Consider the following 16,980-nt stretch of genomic DNA (forward strand, 5'->3'; position numbering starts at 1 on the left):
GCCGCCGGGGGCGGCGGCACGCGGGTGCCACCGCCCCCGGCGGGCGGGTTCAGCGGGTGACCGGGGTCACTTGCTCTTCCTGGCGAAGTACTCCAGCGCGTGCTGGGCCACGTCGTCCAGGTACGGGCCGGCCTCCCAGGTGTTGTCGGAGCCGCCGATCGAGGTGTCGGACACCAGGACCTGCTTGCCGTCCCGGGTGGTGAACCAGCCGCCGCCGCTGTCGCCGCCGGTGCCGTTGCAGCCGGTCATCAGCATGGTCGGGCGCGCCGGGTCCAGGGAGCGGCGGGCCGGCTTCCCGGCCTCGCAGTGCTCCAGCTCCATGCCGTCGAAGGGCTTGGCGGCCGGGTAGCCGTAGGTGCTGACCGAGGCGATCTGCTCGCGCGGGGCGTTGAACCAGACCGGGACCGAGCCGCCGACGACCTCCTCCAGGGACTTCCCGCCGCCGTCCGGATTGGCCACCCTGAGGATGCCGAAGTCGTACTGGCTCCACGGCCCGCCGTTCTCCGGGTCGGCCTCGGCCGCCCACTGCGGGGAGATCATGCCGGCGACGGCGCCCCATTCGCCGTACGGCTCGGCGTCGGCGAGCGAGCCCTGCTTGCCGCCGCTGACCGCGCCGCTGCTGTTGAACGCCGGGGCGAAGGTGATGTTGGTGTGGTACTTGCCGCCCTTGCCGCCGTGCAGGCAGTGGCTGGCCGTCCAGACCAGGTTGCTCCGGCCGGGGTTGGCCGGGTCGGAGACGACGGTGCCGGAGCAGACGTAGTCCTGCTTGCCGTCCTGGAAGAACAGCTTGCCGTTCACGTGGGCCGGCTTGGCGAACGGGTGGGCGACGGGCTTCATCTCGACCGGCTTCGGCAGCGGGTCGTTCTGGCCGCCGCCCCCGCCGCCCCCGCTTCCGCCGCCGGTGCCTCCGCCGGTGCCTCCGGTGGGCTGCGCGGGCGCCGCGGTGGTGGGCCGGGCCGTCGGGGCCGCCGTGCCGGGGGCCGCCGTCGGCTGGGCGGTGGGCTGTGCGGTCGGCTGTGCGGTGGGCTGGGCACCCGGTCCGGGCTTGGCCGGCTTGGCCCGGAGGATCTTCTGGAGGTCCCAGAAGCCCTTGACCGCCGGGGTGACGACGTTCTGCTGGGCCCACTTGTCCCAGTCCTCGAAGCTCCACTTCCCGAGCTCGTCGGCGGTCGGCAGCTTGATCGGCGGCAGGCCGCCGGGCTTGCCGGTGGCGTCCGCGGTAACGGCGGCGGTCGTCCCGCCGGACGGGGCGGCGGCCGGGTCGGAGTTCTCCGGGCCGCACGCGGTCGCGGCGACCACGGTCAGCGCGACGACGGACGCGCCCAGCGCGGCTCGCGCCGCCCGGGATATCGGTGACATGTGTTCAGTTCCCCCTGTGAATGCACGCCACGGGTGCGAATGCGCGCCACGGACCGGGCGGCGGACGGGCCTCCGGTGTGACGGATGTGGCAGGGGAGGAGTCTGCCATGCGCGGCGGACGCCGCCCGCCGCCCGCCCGGCCCCGGGACGGGGCCGGCACCGGATCGGCACGCGATCGGCACCGGGAAAACCGGTTGCACGGCCCGGAGGGGGCTCCGTAGCGTGATCCCCGTCAGCCCGCCGGAACAGGAGAACGCCGTTGAACCACTGAGGTCCCGAGACACCGCCCCTGCCGCCCCGCAGCCATGTCGCCGGTCCTGTCACCGGCCGGGAAGCTGCCCGCGGTCCGTGAGTGCGCGCGTGCCCGACCTCAGTGGTGAGCCGATCCGGTGTTCCCCGTCGCCCTGACGGCCCCGGCCCTCCCCCCTCCGGTCCCACCCGCGCCCGCGGTGTCTCCCCGTGTTGCACCACGACCACGTACGGCGACCTCCGGGAGGCTTCCATGGCACAACCCACCACCTCGCTGCTCTGCACCGGGCTGTCCTTCGACTGGCCGGACGGCACGCCCGTTCTCGACGGCTTCCACCTCGCCGTCGGCCCCGGCCGCACCGGGCTGATCGGGCTGAACGGCGCGGGCAAGTCCACCCTGCTGCGCCTGCTCGCGGGCGAACTCACCCCCACCTCGGGCACCGTGAAGGTGGCCGGCGAGCCGGGGTACCTGCCGCAGGGCCTCACCCTCGACACCGGTCTGCGGGTCGACGAGGCCCTCGGTGTCCGGGCCGCCCGCGAGGCCCTGCACGCCATCGAGGCGGGCTCCACGGACCAGCGCCACTTCGACGCGGTCGGTGACGACTGGGACGTCGAGGAGCGCGCCCGGGCCCTGCTCGACCGGCTCGGTCTGCACCGGCTCGGCCTCGACCGCACCACCGGCGAACTCTCCGGCGGCGAGGCCGTGCTGCTGCGGCTGGCCGCCCTGCTGCTGCGCCGCCCGGACGTCCTGCTGCTCGACGAACCGACCAACAACCTCGACCGGGCCGCCCGTGAGCGGCTCTACGAGGCGGTGGCCGGCTGGGGCGGCGTGATGCTGATCGTCAGCCACGACCGTGAGCTGCTCAACCACGTCGACCAGATCGCCGAGCTGAGGGACGGCCAGGTCACCTGGTACGGGGGCAACTTCGACGAGTACGAGCGCACCCTGGCCGCCCAGCAGGAGACGGCCGAGCGGTTGCTGCGCAGCGCCGAGGCCGACGTCCACCGCCAGAAGCGGGACCTCGCCGAGGCCCGGATCCGGCTGGAGCGCAGCGCGAGCTACGGCCGGAAGCGCTCGGTCACCCGCAACGATCCGCACATCTTCGCGGGCAAGCTCAAGCGCCAGGGCCAGGAGACCGCGGGCCGGCTCCAGGGCATGCACACCGAGCGGCTGGAGGAGGCCAGGCGCCGGCTCACCGCCGCGGAGGAGGCCGTCCGGGACGACGCCGAGATCCGGATCGACCTGCCCCGCACCGCCGTTCCGGCCGGGCGCACGGTGCTCACCCTGGACAAGGTGCGGCTGCCGCACGGCATCACCGCCGACCTCGAACTCCGGGGGCCCGAGCGGGTCGCCCTGGTCGGCCGCAACGGCGCGGGCAAGACCACGCTGCTGCGTGCCATCGCCGGTGAGGTCGCCCCGCTGGTGGGCGGGATCACCGTACCGGTGCCGATCTGCCACCTGCCGCAGCGGCTCGACCTGCTCGACGACGGGCTCACCGTCGTGGGCAACGTCAAGCTGTTCGCCCCGGGCGCGGGGGACAACGCGGTCCGGGCCCGGCTGGCCCGGTTCCTGTTCCGCGGCGGGCGGGCCGACCAGCCGGCCGGCACGCTCTCCGGCGGCGAGCGGTTCCGGGCCACCCTGGCCGCGCTGCTGCTGGCCGACCCGCCGCCGCAGCTGCTGCTGCTCGACGAGCCGACCAACAACCTCGACCTGGCCGGCGTCCGCCAGCTCACCCAGGCGCTGGCGGCCTACCGGGGCGCGCTGATCGTGGCCGGCCACGACCTGCCGTTCCTGCGCGGGCTCGGTCCCACCCGCTGGCTGGAGCTGGACGGCGGGCTGAGGACGGTGGATCCGATGTAGCGGCAGGCCGGCCGGCGCATCGGATCCGGACTCCGGGGGACTCCCGGAGGCTCGGGCGGTCCCGGCGGTCCCGGCGGTCCCGGCGGTCCCGGGAGGCTCAGGCGTTGCCGGCGGTCCCTGCGGGCCGGGCCGTCAGGATCCGCCGGGCCTCGGTCAGGGCGGAGTCCAGGCCCCGGTTCAGCTCCTCCGTCGTGAACACCGGCGTGCGCACGTCCGGCGGGATGCCCGGCCCGTCGAAGGTGCCGCCGTCGCGGGTGAGGAACTTCTCGTTCGGCAGGAGGGCCACGAAGTCGCCGGAGAACGGCTTGAACATGATGTCGGAGAAGACGCCCTGGGTGTTCTCGCCGACCCGGACGGGCGCCGGTCGCCGCTCCGCCATCGCCTGGGTGAAGGTCTCGCCCGCGCTGATGGTGGAGCCGGCGGTCAGCAGGGCGACCGGCCCGTCGAAGCGGGTCGTGCCGGGGGCGGGGCGGACCACGCTCGGCTGGGGCGCGGTGAACCGGGTCGGGTCGGCCGGGTCGTTGCGGGCCACCTTGCGGTAGGCGAGGAACGGCCGCTCGGTGAGCCGGGAGGCGATCCGCAGACCCAGCTCGTCCGAGCCGCCGCCGTTCAGCCGCAGGTCGATCACCAGCCCGTTCAGCCGCTCCGGGTGGGCCAGCAGGAGGTCCAGCGCCCGGTCCAGCTCGGCCGCGTGGTCCTGGTAGGGGCCGTCCTCGACGTAACCGTCGAAGGCGCTCACCCGCAGGTAGCCGATGCCGCCCGGGAGTTCGCCCACCCCCAGCCGGCCGCGGCCGAAGGTCCGCTCGGGGGCGAGCAACTGGGTGGCGACGGCCCGTGCCGCCTGCTCCTTCTCCCGGTCGTCGTACTCCCTGGTGCCCGGCCGCAGGACGCCGAGGGCCAGCCGGTACCCGCCGTCGGCCTCCTTGCGGCCCAGTGCGACGTGCGCGTCGCCCAGCGGCCGGAGCAGACCGGCGAAGACCTCCTCCAGCTGGTCGGCGGTGGTCGCCGGGGTGATCCCCGCCCGGGCCCGGGCGCCCTCCGCGTGCCAGTCGATGCCCTTGGCGGCGAAGAAGGGGTAGTTCTCCTCGAAGGTCGCCCAGAACCGGTCGAACACCGAGAGCGGGTCCTGCGGGGCGGGCTGCCGGCACTGGGCCGGCAGCCCGCCGGGCAGCCGGGTGAGGTCCTTGGTCGCGGTGGCGCCGTCCTCCTTGTACACCGCCCGGTCGCGCCCCCGGGGCGTCACCGACAGCAGGGCGTACGTCTTTCCGGGCTCGCCGTACCGGACGGTGCCGCCGTGGCCCGGCGCACCGACCTGCACGCCGGAGAGCCACCCCGGGGTGCAGCCGGCCCGGGTCACGTCGTAGGTGGTGAGGGTCGTTCCGCGGATCTCGGCGACCGTGCCGTAGCCGTCCGTCCGCCAGACGCCCTCCAGCCGGCCGACGCCCGGCCGTTGCGTGGTGCCCTCACCCTCGGGAGCGCCGCCCGCCGCCCCCGCGGCGCCGGCCGTGACGGCCGTTCCCGCCACGACCGCGAGCGCGACCGCCGCGACCGCCGCCGCCCTGGCCGGCGACCTCCCGTGCCCGGCCCGCCCGACGTACCCGACGTACCCGGCCCGCCCGACCTGTCCGGCGCGCCCCGCACGTCGGTTCCGCCCGGCGTGCCCGATGTGCCCGATGCCCATGCCGTCCCCTGCCGTTCCCAGCCCAGGGCCTCCCCCGCGGAACCCCTCCGCCGCCCACGGCACGACGCTACGGACCGCCCCGGCCCCGCACGTCCGCCCCGGGAGCGGTTCGCACCGCGACCACGGAGGTACGCCGGAGCGCGCCCGCCTCCGCCCGGCGGCGTACACGCCCCCGGCCCCTTCTCGGGGTTGTCGTCCCGGTGTCCAACTCCCGTGCGCTCCAGTACCATCGGCGCCATGCCAGCGCTCAACATCGAGTACACGGAGCACGAACTCGCCGCGATCCGCGAGGCAGCCGCCGCCGACGGCAAGAGCGTCAAGGCGTACGTGCACGACCTGAGCGTGCGGGAGCAGCAGCGCCGGGTGTTCGTCTCCCACGCGGTGGCGTTCTGGAACGAGCACCGCGAGGAGTTCGACCGGGCGTTCCCGGAGGACGCGCCCGCGGCCTGAGCGGAGGCCGGGCCGACGATGCCGGAAGGGGTGCCGCCTCGATGCTGCTGCACGTCGATCTGCGCTGGCTGCTCGACGTCCAGGAGCTGGCCTCGCCGGAGGACCTCAGCGTGCGGGACTACTCGGCCCTGCAGGCGGCCGTGGCGCGGCACCGGGTGAACACCGCGCAGCTCGGCCACGACGCCGATCCGGCCTGGTGCGCGGCCACCCTGATGCACACCATCGTGCTGCTGCGTCCGCTGCCGGTGCGCAACAACCTCTACGCCTGCATGACCACGGCCGCGTACATGCACGCCTCCGGGGAGGGCATCGACCCGCCGTACGGGACCCTGGTGGAGCTGGCGCGGGACATAGCCGAGGGGCGGGCGGACGTGTTCACCGCGGCCGACCGGATCCGCGCCTGGCGGATCTGACCGGCCGCCGCGCGGTTCCCGCGCGCGGGAGCGGTCCGAGCCCGGGGCACATCGGGCCCGGGGTACGCCGGACGCCGGGACGGTTCGGGGTGCCGGGCGCGGCTCAGAGCCCGGAGGGTGCGGCGGCGGTGCGGCCCAGCCGGGCGCGGACCAGCGTGCCGAGCCGGTCCAGGCCGACCACGGCGGCCCCCAGCGCGACGAACTCGACGGTGAGCAGGGCGATCTGACCCCAGACGTAGCCGTAGCCCCCGGTGGTCGGGTCGAAGAAGAAGTACGGGTACGGCAGCGGGTAGTTGGAGAACAGCGCGTTGCGGGTGAGCACGACCGCCGCGTAGCCGAGCGGGAAGGTCAGCCAGAGCGGGATGTCCCGCCAGGCGGAGGCGTTGCGCGGCCGGAGGAGCAGCCAGTCGACGATCACCAGCACCGGGGTGACGTAGTGCAGGAAGAACGACGACCAGTGCTGGAGCCTGTCGGGCCCGTCGAAGAGGCCGGGCAACGGGTTGGCGCCGTGCTCCAGCAGGACGTGCGAGACCAGTCCGGTGATCAGGATGTACAGGGTGGCGGCGCCGCGCAGCCGGGGCGCGGGGGCGTCGGTGGTGCCGCGCCTGAGCATCCAGTACACGGCGCCGGCGAAGTAGCCGAGCACGATCACGTTGCTCTCGATGGTGAAGTACACCAGCGGCGCGGTCTGGAGGGTCAGGCCGAGGCCCGCCGAGAGCACGACGCCGACGCGCCACCAGAGCGCCGGGCTGGTCCGGACTGACATGCGGCCACCAGTTCTTTCCGGGCGATACGGGAGGTATCGGACGACGGGGGAAAGATCGCACTCTACCTGTCGTCCGGACGGGCGGGGAAACCCCCGGCCCGCCGAACCGTTTCTCCCGGTATGCCCCGATGGCGCCCGGCGGACACCGCGCGCGCCCCGGGCGCCGGGGCGTTCAGCCGGGCAGCACGAACCCCGACTCGTACGCGGCGATCACCGCCTGGGTGCGGTCCCGGGCGCCGAGCTTGGCGAGCACACTGCCCACGTGCGTCTTGACCGTCTCCGGGCTGAGCACGAGCTTCGCGGCGATCTCCCCGTTGCTGAGCCCGGCCGCCATCAGCCGCAGCACCTGGCCCTCGCGTCCGGTGAGCCGTCCGATCGGACCGCGGCCGGGCGCCGGGCGGCTCTCCCGGGGGGCCGGAGCCCCGTACCGCAGGGCGAGTTCGCGGACGGCCGCCGGGAACAGCAGCGAGTCGCCGCGCGCGATCAGCCGTACCGCCTGCACCATCTCCTCCGCCCGCGCCCGCTTCAGCAGGAAACCGGCCGCCCCCGCCCGCAGCGCGTCGTACACGTGGTCGTCGTGCTCGAAGGTGGTGACCACCAGGATCCGGGGCGGCGCGGTCATCCCGTCCATCAGCTGTCCGGTGGCGCGGATGCCGTCGATCCCGGGCATCCTGACGTCCATCAGCACGACGTCCGGCCGCAGTTCGCGCACCAGGGGCACCACCGCGGCGCCGTCGGCGGCCTCGCCGACCACGGTGAGGTCGGGTTCGGCGTCGATCACCACGCGCAGGCCGGTGCGCACCAGCCGCTCGTCGTCGGCGATCACCACCCGGACCGGGGGGAGGCCGGCACGGCCCCCGCCGCCGTTCCCGTGTCCGTGCCCGTGTCCGTCGCCGTTCCCGTGCCCGCCGTCGTGTCCGCCCCCGCCGCCGCTGTCGTTCCCGCAACCGCCGTCGTTCCCGTTCCGGCTCACCGTTCTCCTCCCACCGGCAGCCGGACAACCAGCCGCCACGTCGTCCCGTCGTCCGTCGGCCCGGCCTCGCAGGCGCCGTTCAGGGCCGCCACGCGTTCCCCGATGCCGCGCAGCCCGCGCCCGCCTCCGGGGCGGACCGGCCGCGACCGGCCGAGCGGATTGGTCAGTTCGATCTCAAGTCGCCCGCCGGCCCGGACGATCCGCAGCCGGACCGGCGCGGCGGCGCCCGTTCCCGCGTGCCTCAGCACATTGGTGAGGCCCTCCTGGACGATCCGGTAGGCCTCGCGCGAGAGCACGGCCGGCAGCCGGTCCAGGCCCGGGGGCGGTTCGGCGTCCACCACCAGGCCGGTCCGGGCCAGCTGCCGCAGCAGGTCGTCGAGCCCGGCGAGGGTCGGCCCGGCGGGTCCGGCCCCGTCGCCCTCCTCCTCCCGGAGCAGCCCCAGCACCGCGTCCAGTTCGGCGACGGCGCCGCGCGCGGTCTCCTCGATGGCGGCCAGCGCCTCCGCCGCGAACTCCGGGTCGGAGCGCAGCACCCGGGCGGCGGCCGCGGCCTGGATGCCGACGGCGCTCAGCGCGTGGCCGACCGAGTCGTGCAGCTCGCGGGCCAGCCGGTTGCGCTGCGCCAGCACGGTCGCCCGCCGTTCGGCGGCGGCCAGCCGCTCGTCCGGGGTCGGGCCGAGCAACACGGGCGCCCAGCGCGCCAGCAGGCCGCCGAGGCCCGCGCTGGTGCCGACGATCAGCGCCAGCAGCGCGCCGCCCGTCAGTGGCCCCGGCAGCCAGCCGGGCACGCCGCGCTCCTCCCAGAACCGCATGATCTCCTCGGCGCCGGCGGGGCGGAGGATCAGGAACACCGCGAACGGCAGGCCGGCCAGTGTCATCCCGCTGACGACGCCGCCGAACAGCAGGTGCAGCACGAACCAGGCCGCCGTCCGCCACCGGGCCGCCCAGGACCGGGCCGGTCCGGTGACCACCTCCGCCGCCCGCCGGGGCGTGCACAGCGCCCGGGCCGCCGCGCCCTCCAGGGACCGGACGGTCGGCACCAGGGCGGTGACGGCGGCCATCGGGAGCGAGGCGGCGAGCGCGGCGAAGTAGAGCAGCACCTGGACCGCCGGGCCCTTGAGCGGGTCGAGCGCTCCGAGGGCGACCGTCGCGAGCATCCAGTACGGCATCAGCAGCGCGCCGCCGAGCACCAGGTGCACCCACCGCAGCCGCGCCCGCCGCCCCAGCAGGGCGCCCGCCGCCCACCGCACCCTTCCGGCGCCGCCGCCGCCGTCGTCGTGGGCTCCGGCGGCATCGGCCGTTCCGTCCGCGTCCACGGCCCGACCGGACCCCGCCCCCGTGATCACCCCGCAGACTCTACGTCAGCGGCCCTGGCGGGGGCCGTGGTCACGAGGTCCCAGGCGGTGTCCGGAACGGCACCGGCCGCCGCCCGCTCGGCGAGCGCGACCGCGCCGGCGGCCGGCACCAGCAGCCCGGTCACCACCTGGGCCGCCTCGACCGGCGTCAGCAGTCCCGGCACCGCCCGGCGTGGGTCGGGCGCCCCGGTGAAGGTGCCGGACGCCACCAACTGCCGGGAACCCCGGGCGAACAGCGACCCCGCCGCCGTCCGGACCACCGCCAGCGGCCCGCGCAGCCGCCACTCCGGCCGGTGCCGGTGCACCAGCACCAGCAGGGCCGCGGCCCCGGCGACCGCCATCGCGGCCGTCACCGTGTCCATCACCACCACGCCCCGGCCGCGGTGCTCCTGCCACTCCGGCGGCAGCCCGGTGTCGCCGCCGGCCGCCCAGTGGAGCCGGGCCGCCGCGGCGCCGGCGGCGAGCGGTACGGCGACGCCCGCGAAGGCCCGCCGGGCGGTCCGGGCGGGGGAGCCCGGCAGGTCGCCGATCCGGCCGCGGCCCAGCAGGCGGGGCCGGCGCTCCCGGGCGTACAGCAGGAACCCGGTGATCAGGGCCACCCCCTGCACGGCGAGGCCGCCGCAGACCACCGGGAACACCCAGCCGCTCGGTCCGTCGCCGCCGCCCGGCGGGGCCTCCTCCGGGCCGAGCACCAGGGTGGACAGCAGGAACGGCGGCAGTGCGAGCAGGAGGGTGCCGAGCAGCCCGGTGGCGACCCGCATCGGGAAGGCCGGCAGCCCGGCCGGTGCGCGCCGGCCCCACGGCCGGACGAAGGACAGGGCCGGCAGCACGGCGGCGGCGTCCATGCCGAAGGTGAGCGGGTTGACGGGCCAGAGGTCGGCCATGGCGTCGCCGTCCCCGGCGCCGGCCGGGTGGCCGGTGGGCCGGAGCGGCTTGAGGGAGAGGTGGGGGACGGTCGCCGCGACGGCCGTCCAGGTCGCGGCGAGGCGCAGCCGGCCGGGGGCTGCGGGGGCGGGCCCGGCGGCGGCCGGCGCCGCGGGGCGCGGCGGGAGTGTCGGGTTCATGACCCCACGCTCCCGCGGCCCGGCCCGCCCGGACGTCCTCCGGTGACCCGATCCGCCTCCCCCGCCGGGGGGATTCCGGGCGGGAGCGGACCACCCGGGGGAGGACGGTCCGGAGGTGGCGGTCAGGCGGTGTGAGCCCGGAGGGGGCGGCCCGGACGGGGCGGTCCGGTTGGGTCCGCCCTCGGGCGCCGCCGCCGCGCGGGCGGCCCCGCCGGGCCTTGTTACTGAGCGGTCGCTTCCCTATCATCGCAGGTGTGACAGCGTCACTGTCCGACTCCGTCGACCCCCGGAGGGGCCATGGCGCCCGAGCGCGAGAGCGGTGAGCCGGACAACGGTGGACCCGGGGGCGGCGGTCCGCTGGCGGGCGTCCGCGTGGTCGAACTCGCCGGCATCGGGCCGGGCCCCTTCGCCGCCATGCTGCTGGGCGACCTCGGCGCCGACGTGGTCCGGGTGGACCGCCCGGAACCCTCGCCGCTCGGCATCGACCCGGCCCACGACCTCGCCAACCGCAACAAGCGCTCGGTGGTCGTCGACCTCAAGGCCCCCGGCGGCCCGGACCGGGTGCTCGAACTGGCCGCCCGCGCCGACCTGTTGATCGAGGGCTACCGGCCCGGCGTAGCCGAACGCCTCGGCGTCGGCCCGCGCGAGTGCCTGGCCCGCAACCCCGCGCTGGTGTACGGGCGGATGACCGGCTGGGGGCAGCACGGCCCGCTGGCCGCCCGGGCCGGGCACGACATCGGCTACACGGCGGTGGCCGGCGTCCTCGGCCTGGTCGCCCCGGCCGGCGCCGCGGACGCCCCGGAGGATCCGCCCGCCGTCCCCGCCAACCTGCTCGGCGACTACGCCGGCGGCTCGCTCTACCTGGTCGTCGGCCTGCTCGCCGCCCTCCACCACGCCCGCGCCACCGGCACCGGCCAGACCGTCGACGCCGCCGTGGTCGACGGTGCCGCCCACCTCACCGCCGTCCTCCAGGGCCTGCTCGCCGGCGGCCGGTGGCAGGACCGGCGCGGCGTCAACCTGCTCGACGGCGGCGCGCCGTTCTACGCCGTCTATCCCGCCGCCGACGGCGGGCACCTCGCGGTCGGGGCCCTGGAGCCGCGCTTCTACTCCGAGTTCGCCCGGCTGCTGGAGCTCGGCCCGGACGCACCGGGGCAGTGGGACACCGCCCGCTGGCCCGAGCTGCGCGCCCGGATCACCGCCCGCTTCGCCACCCGGACCAGGGCCGCCTGGGAGGCCGTCTTCGCCGGCTCCGACGCCTGCGTGGAGCCTGTGCTGACGATGCGTCAGGCCCATGCGCACGCCCACCTGGTGAGCCGGGGAACCTACGTCGGGGTGGAGGGCGTCGTCCAGCCCGCGCCCGCCCCGAGGTTCTCCGTCACCCCCGGCGCGCTGCGCCGCCCGCCGGCCCGGCCGGGTGCCGACGCCGCCGAGGTCGCCCGCGACTGGGGCGTGCCCTCGCTCGCCGTGCCGCCGACCGCCTGAACCGCCCACCCTCCCCAGGAGCCCGCCGTGCGACGCGACGACCTCTTCACCGCCGGGCACGAGGACGTCCGGGTCGCCGTCCCGGCGTTCCCGGCCGGGGAGGTGCTGCCGCACCACGACCGCAGGCCCGAACACCGCAGGCTCCGCACGTTCCCCGCCCCGAAAGGCTGCCCACCGTGACCACCGAAGCGTACGTCTACGACGCGATCCGCACCCCGCGCGGCCGGGGCAAGGCCACCGGCTCGCTGCACGGCACCAAACCGATCGACCTGGTCGTCGGCCTGATCCACGAACTCCGCCGCCGCCACCCGGGGCTCGACCCGGCGGCGATCGACGACATCGTGCTCGGCGTGGTCAGCCCGGTCGGCGACCAGGGCTCCGACATCGCCCGGATCGCCGCCATCGCCGCGGGCCTGCCCGACACGGTCGCCGGCGTCCAGGAGAACCGCTTCTGCGCCTCCGGCCTGGAGGCCGTCAACCTGGCCGCCGCCAAGGTCCGTTCCGGCTGGGAGGACTTCGTCCTCGCGGGCGGCGTGGAGTCGATGTCCCGGGTGAAGATGGCCTCCGACGGCGGCGCCTGGTTCGCCGACCCGATGACCGCGTACGAGACCGGCTTCGTGCCGCAGGGCATCGGCGCCGACCTCATCGCCACCGTCGAGGGCTTCTCCCGCACCGACGTCGACGCCTTCGCCGCCGAGTCCCAGACCCGGGCGGCCAAGGCACAGGCCGACGGGCTGTTCGACCGCTCGGTCGTCCCGGTCCGCGACCGCAACGGCCTGGTCGTGCTGGAACGCGACGAGTTCGTCCGCCCCGGCACCACGGTGGAGACGCTGGCCGGGCTCAAGCCCTCCTTCGCGGCGATCGGCGAGGCCGGCGGCTTCGACGCGGTCGCCCTGCAGAAGTACCACTGGGTGGAGGCCATCGACCACGTCCACCACGCCGGCAACTCCTCCGGCATCGTGGACGGCGCCGCCCTGGTCGCCATCGGCAACCGCGGCATCGGCGAGCGCTACGGGCTGCGCCCGCGCGCCCGGATCGTCTCCGCCGCCGTCTCCGGCTCCGAGCCGACCATCATGCTCACCGGGCCGGCCCCGGCCACCCGCAAGGCGCTCGCCAGGGCCGGGCTGACCGCCGCCGACATCGACCTGGTGGAGATCAACGAGGCCTTCGCCGCCGTCGCGCTGCGCTTCGTCCGGGAGATGGGCTTCTCGCCCGAGCAGGTGAACGTCAACGGCGGTGCGATCGCGCTGGGCCACCCGCTGGGCGCCACCGGCGCGATGCTCCTCGGCACCCTGGTCGACGAACTGGAGCGGCGCGACCTGCACCGGGGTCTGGTGACCCTCTGCGTGGGCGGCGGCATGGGCATCGCCACCGTCGTCGAGCGGGTCTGAGCGCCCCGCCGCCCGGCCCCTCCCGAGACCTCCTCCCTCTTCCCGGCCCTTCAGGAGAACCCGAAACCCCATGAGCGACACCGGAGCCACCACCACCATCCGCTGGGAGCAGGACCGGGACGGCGTGGTCACCCTCGTCCTCGACGACCCCGCCCAGTCCGTCAACACCATGAACGAGGCCTTCACGGCCGACCTGGAGGCCGCCGTCGCGCGGCTGGCGGAGCTCGGCGCGGCCGGCGAACTGCGCGGGGTGGTCGTCACCTCCGCCAAGAGGACCTTCTTCGCCGGCGGCGACCTGCGGATGCTCTCCGCCGCCGGGCCCGCGGACGCCGCGGCCGTCTTCGAGAAGTCGATGCGGATCAAGCGCGCCCTGCGCACCCTGGAGACGCTCGGCCGGCCGGTCGTCGCCGCGATCAACGGCAGCGCCCTCGGCGGCGGCCTGGAGATCGCCCTGGCCTGTCACCACCGGATCGCCCTGGACACCCCCGCGAGCCGGATCGGGCTGCCCGAGGTCACCCTCGGCCTGCTCCCCGGCGGCGGCGGGGTGGTCCGCACCGTCCGGCTGTTCGGCATCACCGACGCCCTCCTCAAGGTGCTGCTGGAGGGCCGCCGGTACCGCCCGGCGCAGGCCCTCGCACACGGCCTGGTGCACGAACTCGCCGCCACGCCGGAGGAGCTGGCGGACCGGGCACGGGCCTGGATCGACACCGACCCGGAACCCGTGCAGCCCTGGGACGTCAAGGGGTACCGGATCCCCGGCGGCACCCCCAGCACCCCGGCGTTCGCCGCGAACCTGCCCGCCTTCCCCGCCAACCTGCGCAAGCGGCTGGCCGGCGCCCCCTACCCGGCGCCGCGCAACGTGCTCGCCGCCGCGGTGGAGAGCGCCCAGGTGGACATCGACACGGCGATGGCGGTCGAGGCCCGCTACTTCACCGAGCTGGCCTGCGGTCAGACCAGTACGAACATGATCCAGGCGCTCTTCTTCGACCTCCAGGCGGTCGACTCCGGAGCCGGGCGGCCCGCTGCGGTGGAGCCGCGGACGGTCCGCAGGGTCGCCGTGCTGGGCGCCGGGATGATGGGCGCGGGCATCGCGTACGCCTGCGCCGCGGCCGGCATCGAGGTGCTGCTGAAGGACGTCACCGCCGGGGCCGCCGCGCGCGGGAAGGCCCACTCCGAGAGCCTGCTGGCCAAGGCGGTGGCCCGCGGCCGGACCACCGCGGCGCAGCGCGACGAACTGCTCGCCCGGATCACCCCCACCGCCGACGCCGCCGACCTGGCCGGCTGCGACGCGGTGATCGAGGCCGTCTTCGAGGACCCCGCGCTGAAGCAGCAGGTGTTCCAGGAGATCGAGGGCGTCGTGGCCCCCGACGCCCTGCTCTGCTCCAACACCTCGACCCTGCCGATCGGCCTGCTCGCCGAGGGCGTGGGGCGTGCCGGCGACTTCGTCGGCCTGCACTTCTTCTCACCGGTCGACCGGATGCGGCTGGTGGAGATCGTCCGCGGCCCGCGGACCGGGGACGAGGCGCTGGCCCGCGCCTTCGACCTGGTCCGGCAGATCGGGAAGACGCCGATCGTGGTCAACGACTCGCGCGGCTTCTTCACCTCCCGGGTGATCGGCCGGTTCCTCAGCGAGGGCGTCGCGATGGTCGGCGAGGGCGTCGAGCCGGCCAGCGTCGAACAGGCCGCCGCCCAGGCCGGCTACCCGGCCAAGGTGCTGGCGCTGATCGACGAGCTCACCCTCACCCTGCCGCGCAGGATCCGCGAGGAGCACCGGCTCGCCGTCGAGGAGGCCGGCGGCGAGTGGACCGCCCACCCGGCGGACGCGGTGCTGGACCGGATGGTCGACGAGTTCGGCCGCCCCGGCCGCAGCGCCGGCGCGGGGTTCTACGAGTACGGCGAGGACGGCGTGCGCGGGCGCCTCTGGCCGGGCCTGCGCGAGCACTTCACCCGCGCGGACGCCGCCGTCCCGTTCGAGGACCTCAAGGAGCGGCTGCTGTTCAGCGGGGCCCTGGACGCGGTGCGCTGCCTGGAGGAGGGTGTGCTCACCTCCGTCGCGGACGCCAACGTCGGCTCCGTCCTCGGCATCGGCTTCCCGGCCTGGACGGGCGGCGTCCTCCAGTACGTCAACGGCTACCCCGGCGGGCCGGTCGGCTTCGCGGCCCGTGCCCGGGAGCTCGCCGCCGCGTACGGCGAGCGGTTCGCGCCGCCCGCCCTGCTGGAGCGGATCGCCGCCGAGGGGCGGACCTTCGGCGACTGAGCCCGCGGGCCGGGCCGGGCCGGGGATCACCCGCCCGGCGGGGCGGCGGAGCCCTTCTCCGCCGCTCCGCCCAGCTCCTCCCGCAAGGACCTCCGGAAGGCCGTCACCAGCGCCTGCGCGACCACCGGCGGGACCGCTTCCGTGGCGCTGCCGCTGTGACACCAGCGGTGCGACAGTGCTGTCCCACCGCGCACGGCGTCCGGGCGGACCGGGGACCAACCGGGGAAGGGCACGGGACGGTGCCGGGCCCGCGCTCCGACGGGGGAACGCGGGCCCGGGACGGGTGCCGGAGACCTGCCGGCGGGTGCCGGCCGGTGCCGGCCGGTGCCGGCCGGTCTCAGGCCGCCAGGTCGGGGTGGTGGCGGCGGGTGACCTCGGGGTGCGCGCGGGTGTAGCCCTTCCACTCGTTGAAGCCGAAGTCGGCGTAGAGCGGGTTGGCCGGGTCCCGGGTCGCGCCGGGGGCGTGATGGGCGAGCGGGAAGTCCAGCGGCTCGACGTGGGCGTCCAGCCGCGGGTTGTAGAAGAACGGGACCGAGTAGCGCTCGCGGGCGCCGGGCGGGCTGATCACCCGGTGGCTGGTGGCCTTGAGGTAGCCGTCGGTGGCGACCTCCAGCAGCTCGCCGAGGTTCACCACGAAGGCCCCCTCCATCGGCGGGACGTCCAGGAAGGAGCCGTCCGGCCGCTCCACCTGGAGGCCGCCGACGGTGTCCTGGAGCAGCAGGGTGATGAAGCCGTAGTCCTTGTGCGCGCCGACGCCCTGGCCCGCGCCGTCGGGGGCGGTGCCCGGGTAGCGGACCAGCTTCAGCCGCAGGTGCGGGTGGCCGGCGAAGGCGGGGTCGTAGAAGTCGGGGCGGGCGCCGATCGCGGTGAGGAGTTCGCGCAGCAGCGTGCGGGCGACGGAGCCGAGCCGGTCGATCCAGGCCAGGGCGGCGGTGCGCAGCTCGGGGAGCGCGTCGGGCCACTGGTTGGGGCCCTCCAGCCACCAGTACGGGGGCTCGCCGGGGGCGGGGACGTGCGGCGGCAGCTCGGCGCCGATGTCGAGCTGGTCGCGCCAGTCCCGGCTGCCGCCGGTGCGCTCGTCGCCGGTGCGGGTGTAGCCCCGGTAGTGCGGGGAGTGCAGGTTGGCGACGGCGAGGCGGTCGGCCTCCGGGAGGGCGAAGAAGGCCCGCATGGCGCCGGTCAGGGCGGCGGTCTCGGCCGGGGTGACCCCGTGGCCGACGAGCTGGAAGAAGCCGACGCCGGTGGCCGCGGCACGGAGGGTGTCGTGCAGCCGGGTGCGGTCCGCCGGGCCGCCGTCGGCGAGCGACAGGTCGATCACCGGGAGGGCGTCGAGGGGCGCTTCGGCGGGGTTCGCGGCGGGGGCCCCGGTGGAGGTGGTCGGGTGGTGCTGCTGCGTCATGGGTGACATCCGCTGGGTCTCGTCCCGGCCGGCTCCGGTGGTGACCGGGGACGCCGGGGTGCGCGCCTGGTGCGGCGGTCGGGCCCGGGGCCGGGAGGGGGGACGCGGCCGGTGCGGGCCGCGCTGAGGGTGAGGGGTGCGAGGTTCAGCTGGAGCGTCGACAGGACATGCTGGTCACGCGGAGCAGGTCCACGTGGCGACGGCGAACGAGTATGAGCACCTCACCAGCGTAGATCAACCGTTCGGGTGGCGGCGGCGGGGCCGCCGGACGGGCCCCGTC

At 75.9% G+C, this 16,980-nt stretch carries 14 protein-coding genes; 7 read left to right on the forward strand and 7 right to left on the reverse strand.

All coding sequences use genetic code 11. The annotated features are described in order from the left end of the window. Positions 1-66: 66 nt before the first annotated feature. The gene (locus ACFCX4_RS12160) at positions 67-1,359 is read right to left on the reverse strand and encodes a trypsin-like serine peptidase (protein WP_376141111.1); all 1,293 of its coding nucleotides are present in this window, start codon (positions 1,357-1,359) and stop codon (positions 67-69) included. A gap of 502 nt (positions 1,360-1,861) precedes the next feature. Between ACFCX4_RS12160 and ACFCX4_RS12165 the strand changes: the two genes are divergently transcribed. After that, positions 1,862-3,469 carry an ABC-F family ATP-binding cassette domain-containing protein gene (locus tag ACFCX4_RS12165; RefSeq protein WP_376141113.1) on the forward strand — a complete coding sequence of 536 codons (1,608 nt, stop codon included), beginning with the start codon at positions 1,862-1,864 and terminating at the stop codon, positions 3,467-3,469. 97 nt (positions 3,470-3,566) lie between these two features. Here ACFCX4_RS12165 and ACFCX4_RS12170 read toward each other — a convergent pair whose 3' ends face one another. Next, complete coding sequence (locus ACFCX4_RS12170; protein ID WP_376141115.1) at positions 3,567-5,150, reverse strand: S41 family peptidase; 1,584 nt, start codon at positions 5,148-5,150, stop codon at positions 3,567-3,569. Positions 5,151-5,387: 237 nt separating this feature from the next. Between ACFCX4_RS12170 and ACFCX4_RS12175 the strand changes: the two genes are divergently transcribed. Together ACFCX4_RS12175 and ACFCX4_RS12180 are read left to right on the forward strand one after the other, a co-directional pair. Beyond that, positions 5,388-5,600, forward strand: coding sequence for a hypothetical protein (locus tag ACFCX4_RS12175; RefSeq protein WP_030391175.1), 213 nt, complete (start codon positions 5,388-5,390; stop codon positions 5,598-5,600). 41 nt (positions 5,601-5,641) lie between these two features. Further along, positions 5,642-6,013 carry a toxin Doc gene (locus tag ACFCX4_RS12180; protein ID WP_376141117.1) on the forward strand — a complete coding sequence of 124 codons (372 nt, stop codon included), beginning with the start codon at positions 5,642-5,644 and terminating at the stop codon, positions 6,011-6,013. A 103-nt stretch (positions 6,014-6,116) separates the two neighbouring features. Here ACFCX4_RS12180 and ACFCX4_RS12185 read toward each other — a convergent pair whose 3' ends face one another. From ACFCX4_RS12185 to ACFCX4_RS12200, 4 genes are all read right to left on the reverse strand, one after another. After that, on the reverse strand, positions 6,117-6,779 hold the full coding sequence (locus ACFCX4_RS12185) for a Pr6Pr family membrane protein (protein ID WP_376141119.1): 663 nt from the start codon (positions 6,777-6,779) through the stop codon (positions 6,117-6,119). Between the two features lie 172 nt (positions 6,780-6,951). Continuing rightward, positions 6,952-7,605, reverse strand: a complete 654-nt coding sequence (locus ACFCX4_RS12190; RefSeq protein WP_376141121.1) for a response regulator — start codon at positions 7,603-7,605, stop codon at positions 6,952-6,954. A 143-nt stretch (positions 7,606-7,748) separates the two neighbouring features. Beyond that, positions 7,749-9,068 (reverse strand): sensor histidine kinase, encoded by a 1,320-nt coding sequence (locus ACFCX4_RS12195; RefSeq protein WP_376141123.1) that lies wholly within the window; start codon positions 9,066-9,068, stop codon positions 7,749-7,751. A gap of 26 nt (positions 9,069-9,094) precedes the next feature. Next, positions 9,095-10,171: a hypothetical protein gene (locus tag ACFCX4_RS12200; RefSeq protein WP_376141125.1), complete on the reverse strand. Its 1,077-nt coding sequence runs from the start codon at positions 10,169-10,171 to the stop codon at positions 9,095-9,097. Between the two features lie 297 nt (positions 10,172-10,468). Here ACFCX4_RS12200 and ACFCX4_RS12205 point away from each other — a divergent pair, with 297 nt between their 5' ends. The 4 genes from ACFCX4_RS12205 (at position 10,469) to ACFCX4_RS12220 (ending at position 15,301) form a co-directional block, all read left to right on the forward strand. Then, complete coding sequence (locus ACFCX4_RS12205; protein ID WP_376141127.1) at positions 10,469-11,653, forward strand: CaiB/BaiF CoA transferase family protein; 1,185 nt, start codon at positions 10,469-10,471, stop codon at positions 11,651-11,653. Between the two features lie 27 nt (positions 11,654-11,680). Next, positions 11,681-11,833, forward strand: coding sequence for a hypothetical protein (locus ACFCX4_RS12210; protein WP_376141129.1), 153 nt, complete (start codon positions 11,681-11,683; stop codon positions 11,831-11,833). Continuing rightward, the gene (locus ACFCX4_RS12215) at positions 11,830-13,044 is read left to right on the forward strand and encodes an acetyl-CoA C-acetyltransferase (protein WP_376141131.1); all 1,215 of its coding nucleotides are present in this window, start codon (positions 11,830-11,832) and stop codon (positions 13,042-13,044) included. The genes ACFCX4_RS12210 and ACFCX4_RS12215 overlap by 4 nt, the downstream gene beginning before the upstream one ends. A 70-nt stretch (positions 13,045-13,114) precedes the next feature. Continuing rightward, entirely contained in the window at positions 13,115-15,301 is a 2,187-nt protein-coding gene (locus tag ACFCX4_RS12220; RefSeq protein WP_376141133.1) for a 3-hydroxyacyl-CoA dehydrogenase NAD-binding domain-containing protein, read from the forward strand. Between the two features lie 337 nt (positions 15,302-15,638). Here the strand turns inward: ACFCX4_RS12220 and ACFCX4_RS12225 are convergent, their stop codons facing one another. Next, complete coding sequence (locus ACFCX4_RS12225) at positions 15,639-16,700, reverse strand: isopenicillin N synthase family dioxygenase (RefSeq protein ID WP_376141135.1); 1,062 nt, start codon at positions 16,698-16,700, stop codon at positions 15,639-15,641. Positions 16,701-16,980: the final 280 nt, after the last annotated feature.

Source organism: Kitasatospora sp. NPDC056327 (assembly GCF_042261735.1).
Taxonomy (GTDB): Bacteria; Actinomycetota; Actinomycetes; order Streptomycetales; family Streptomycetaceae; genus Kitasatospora.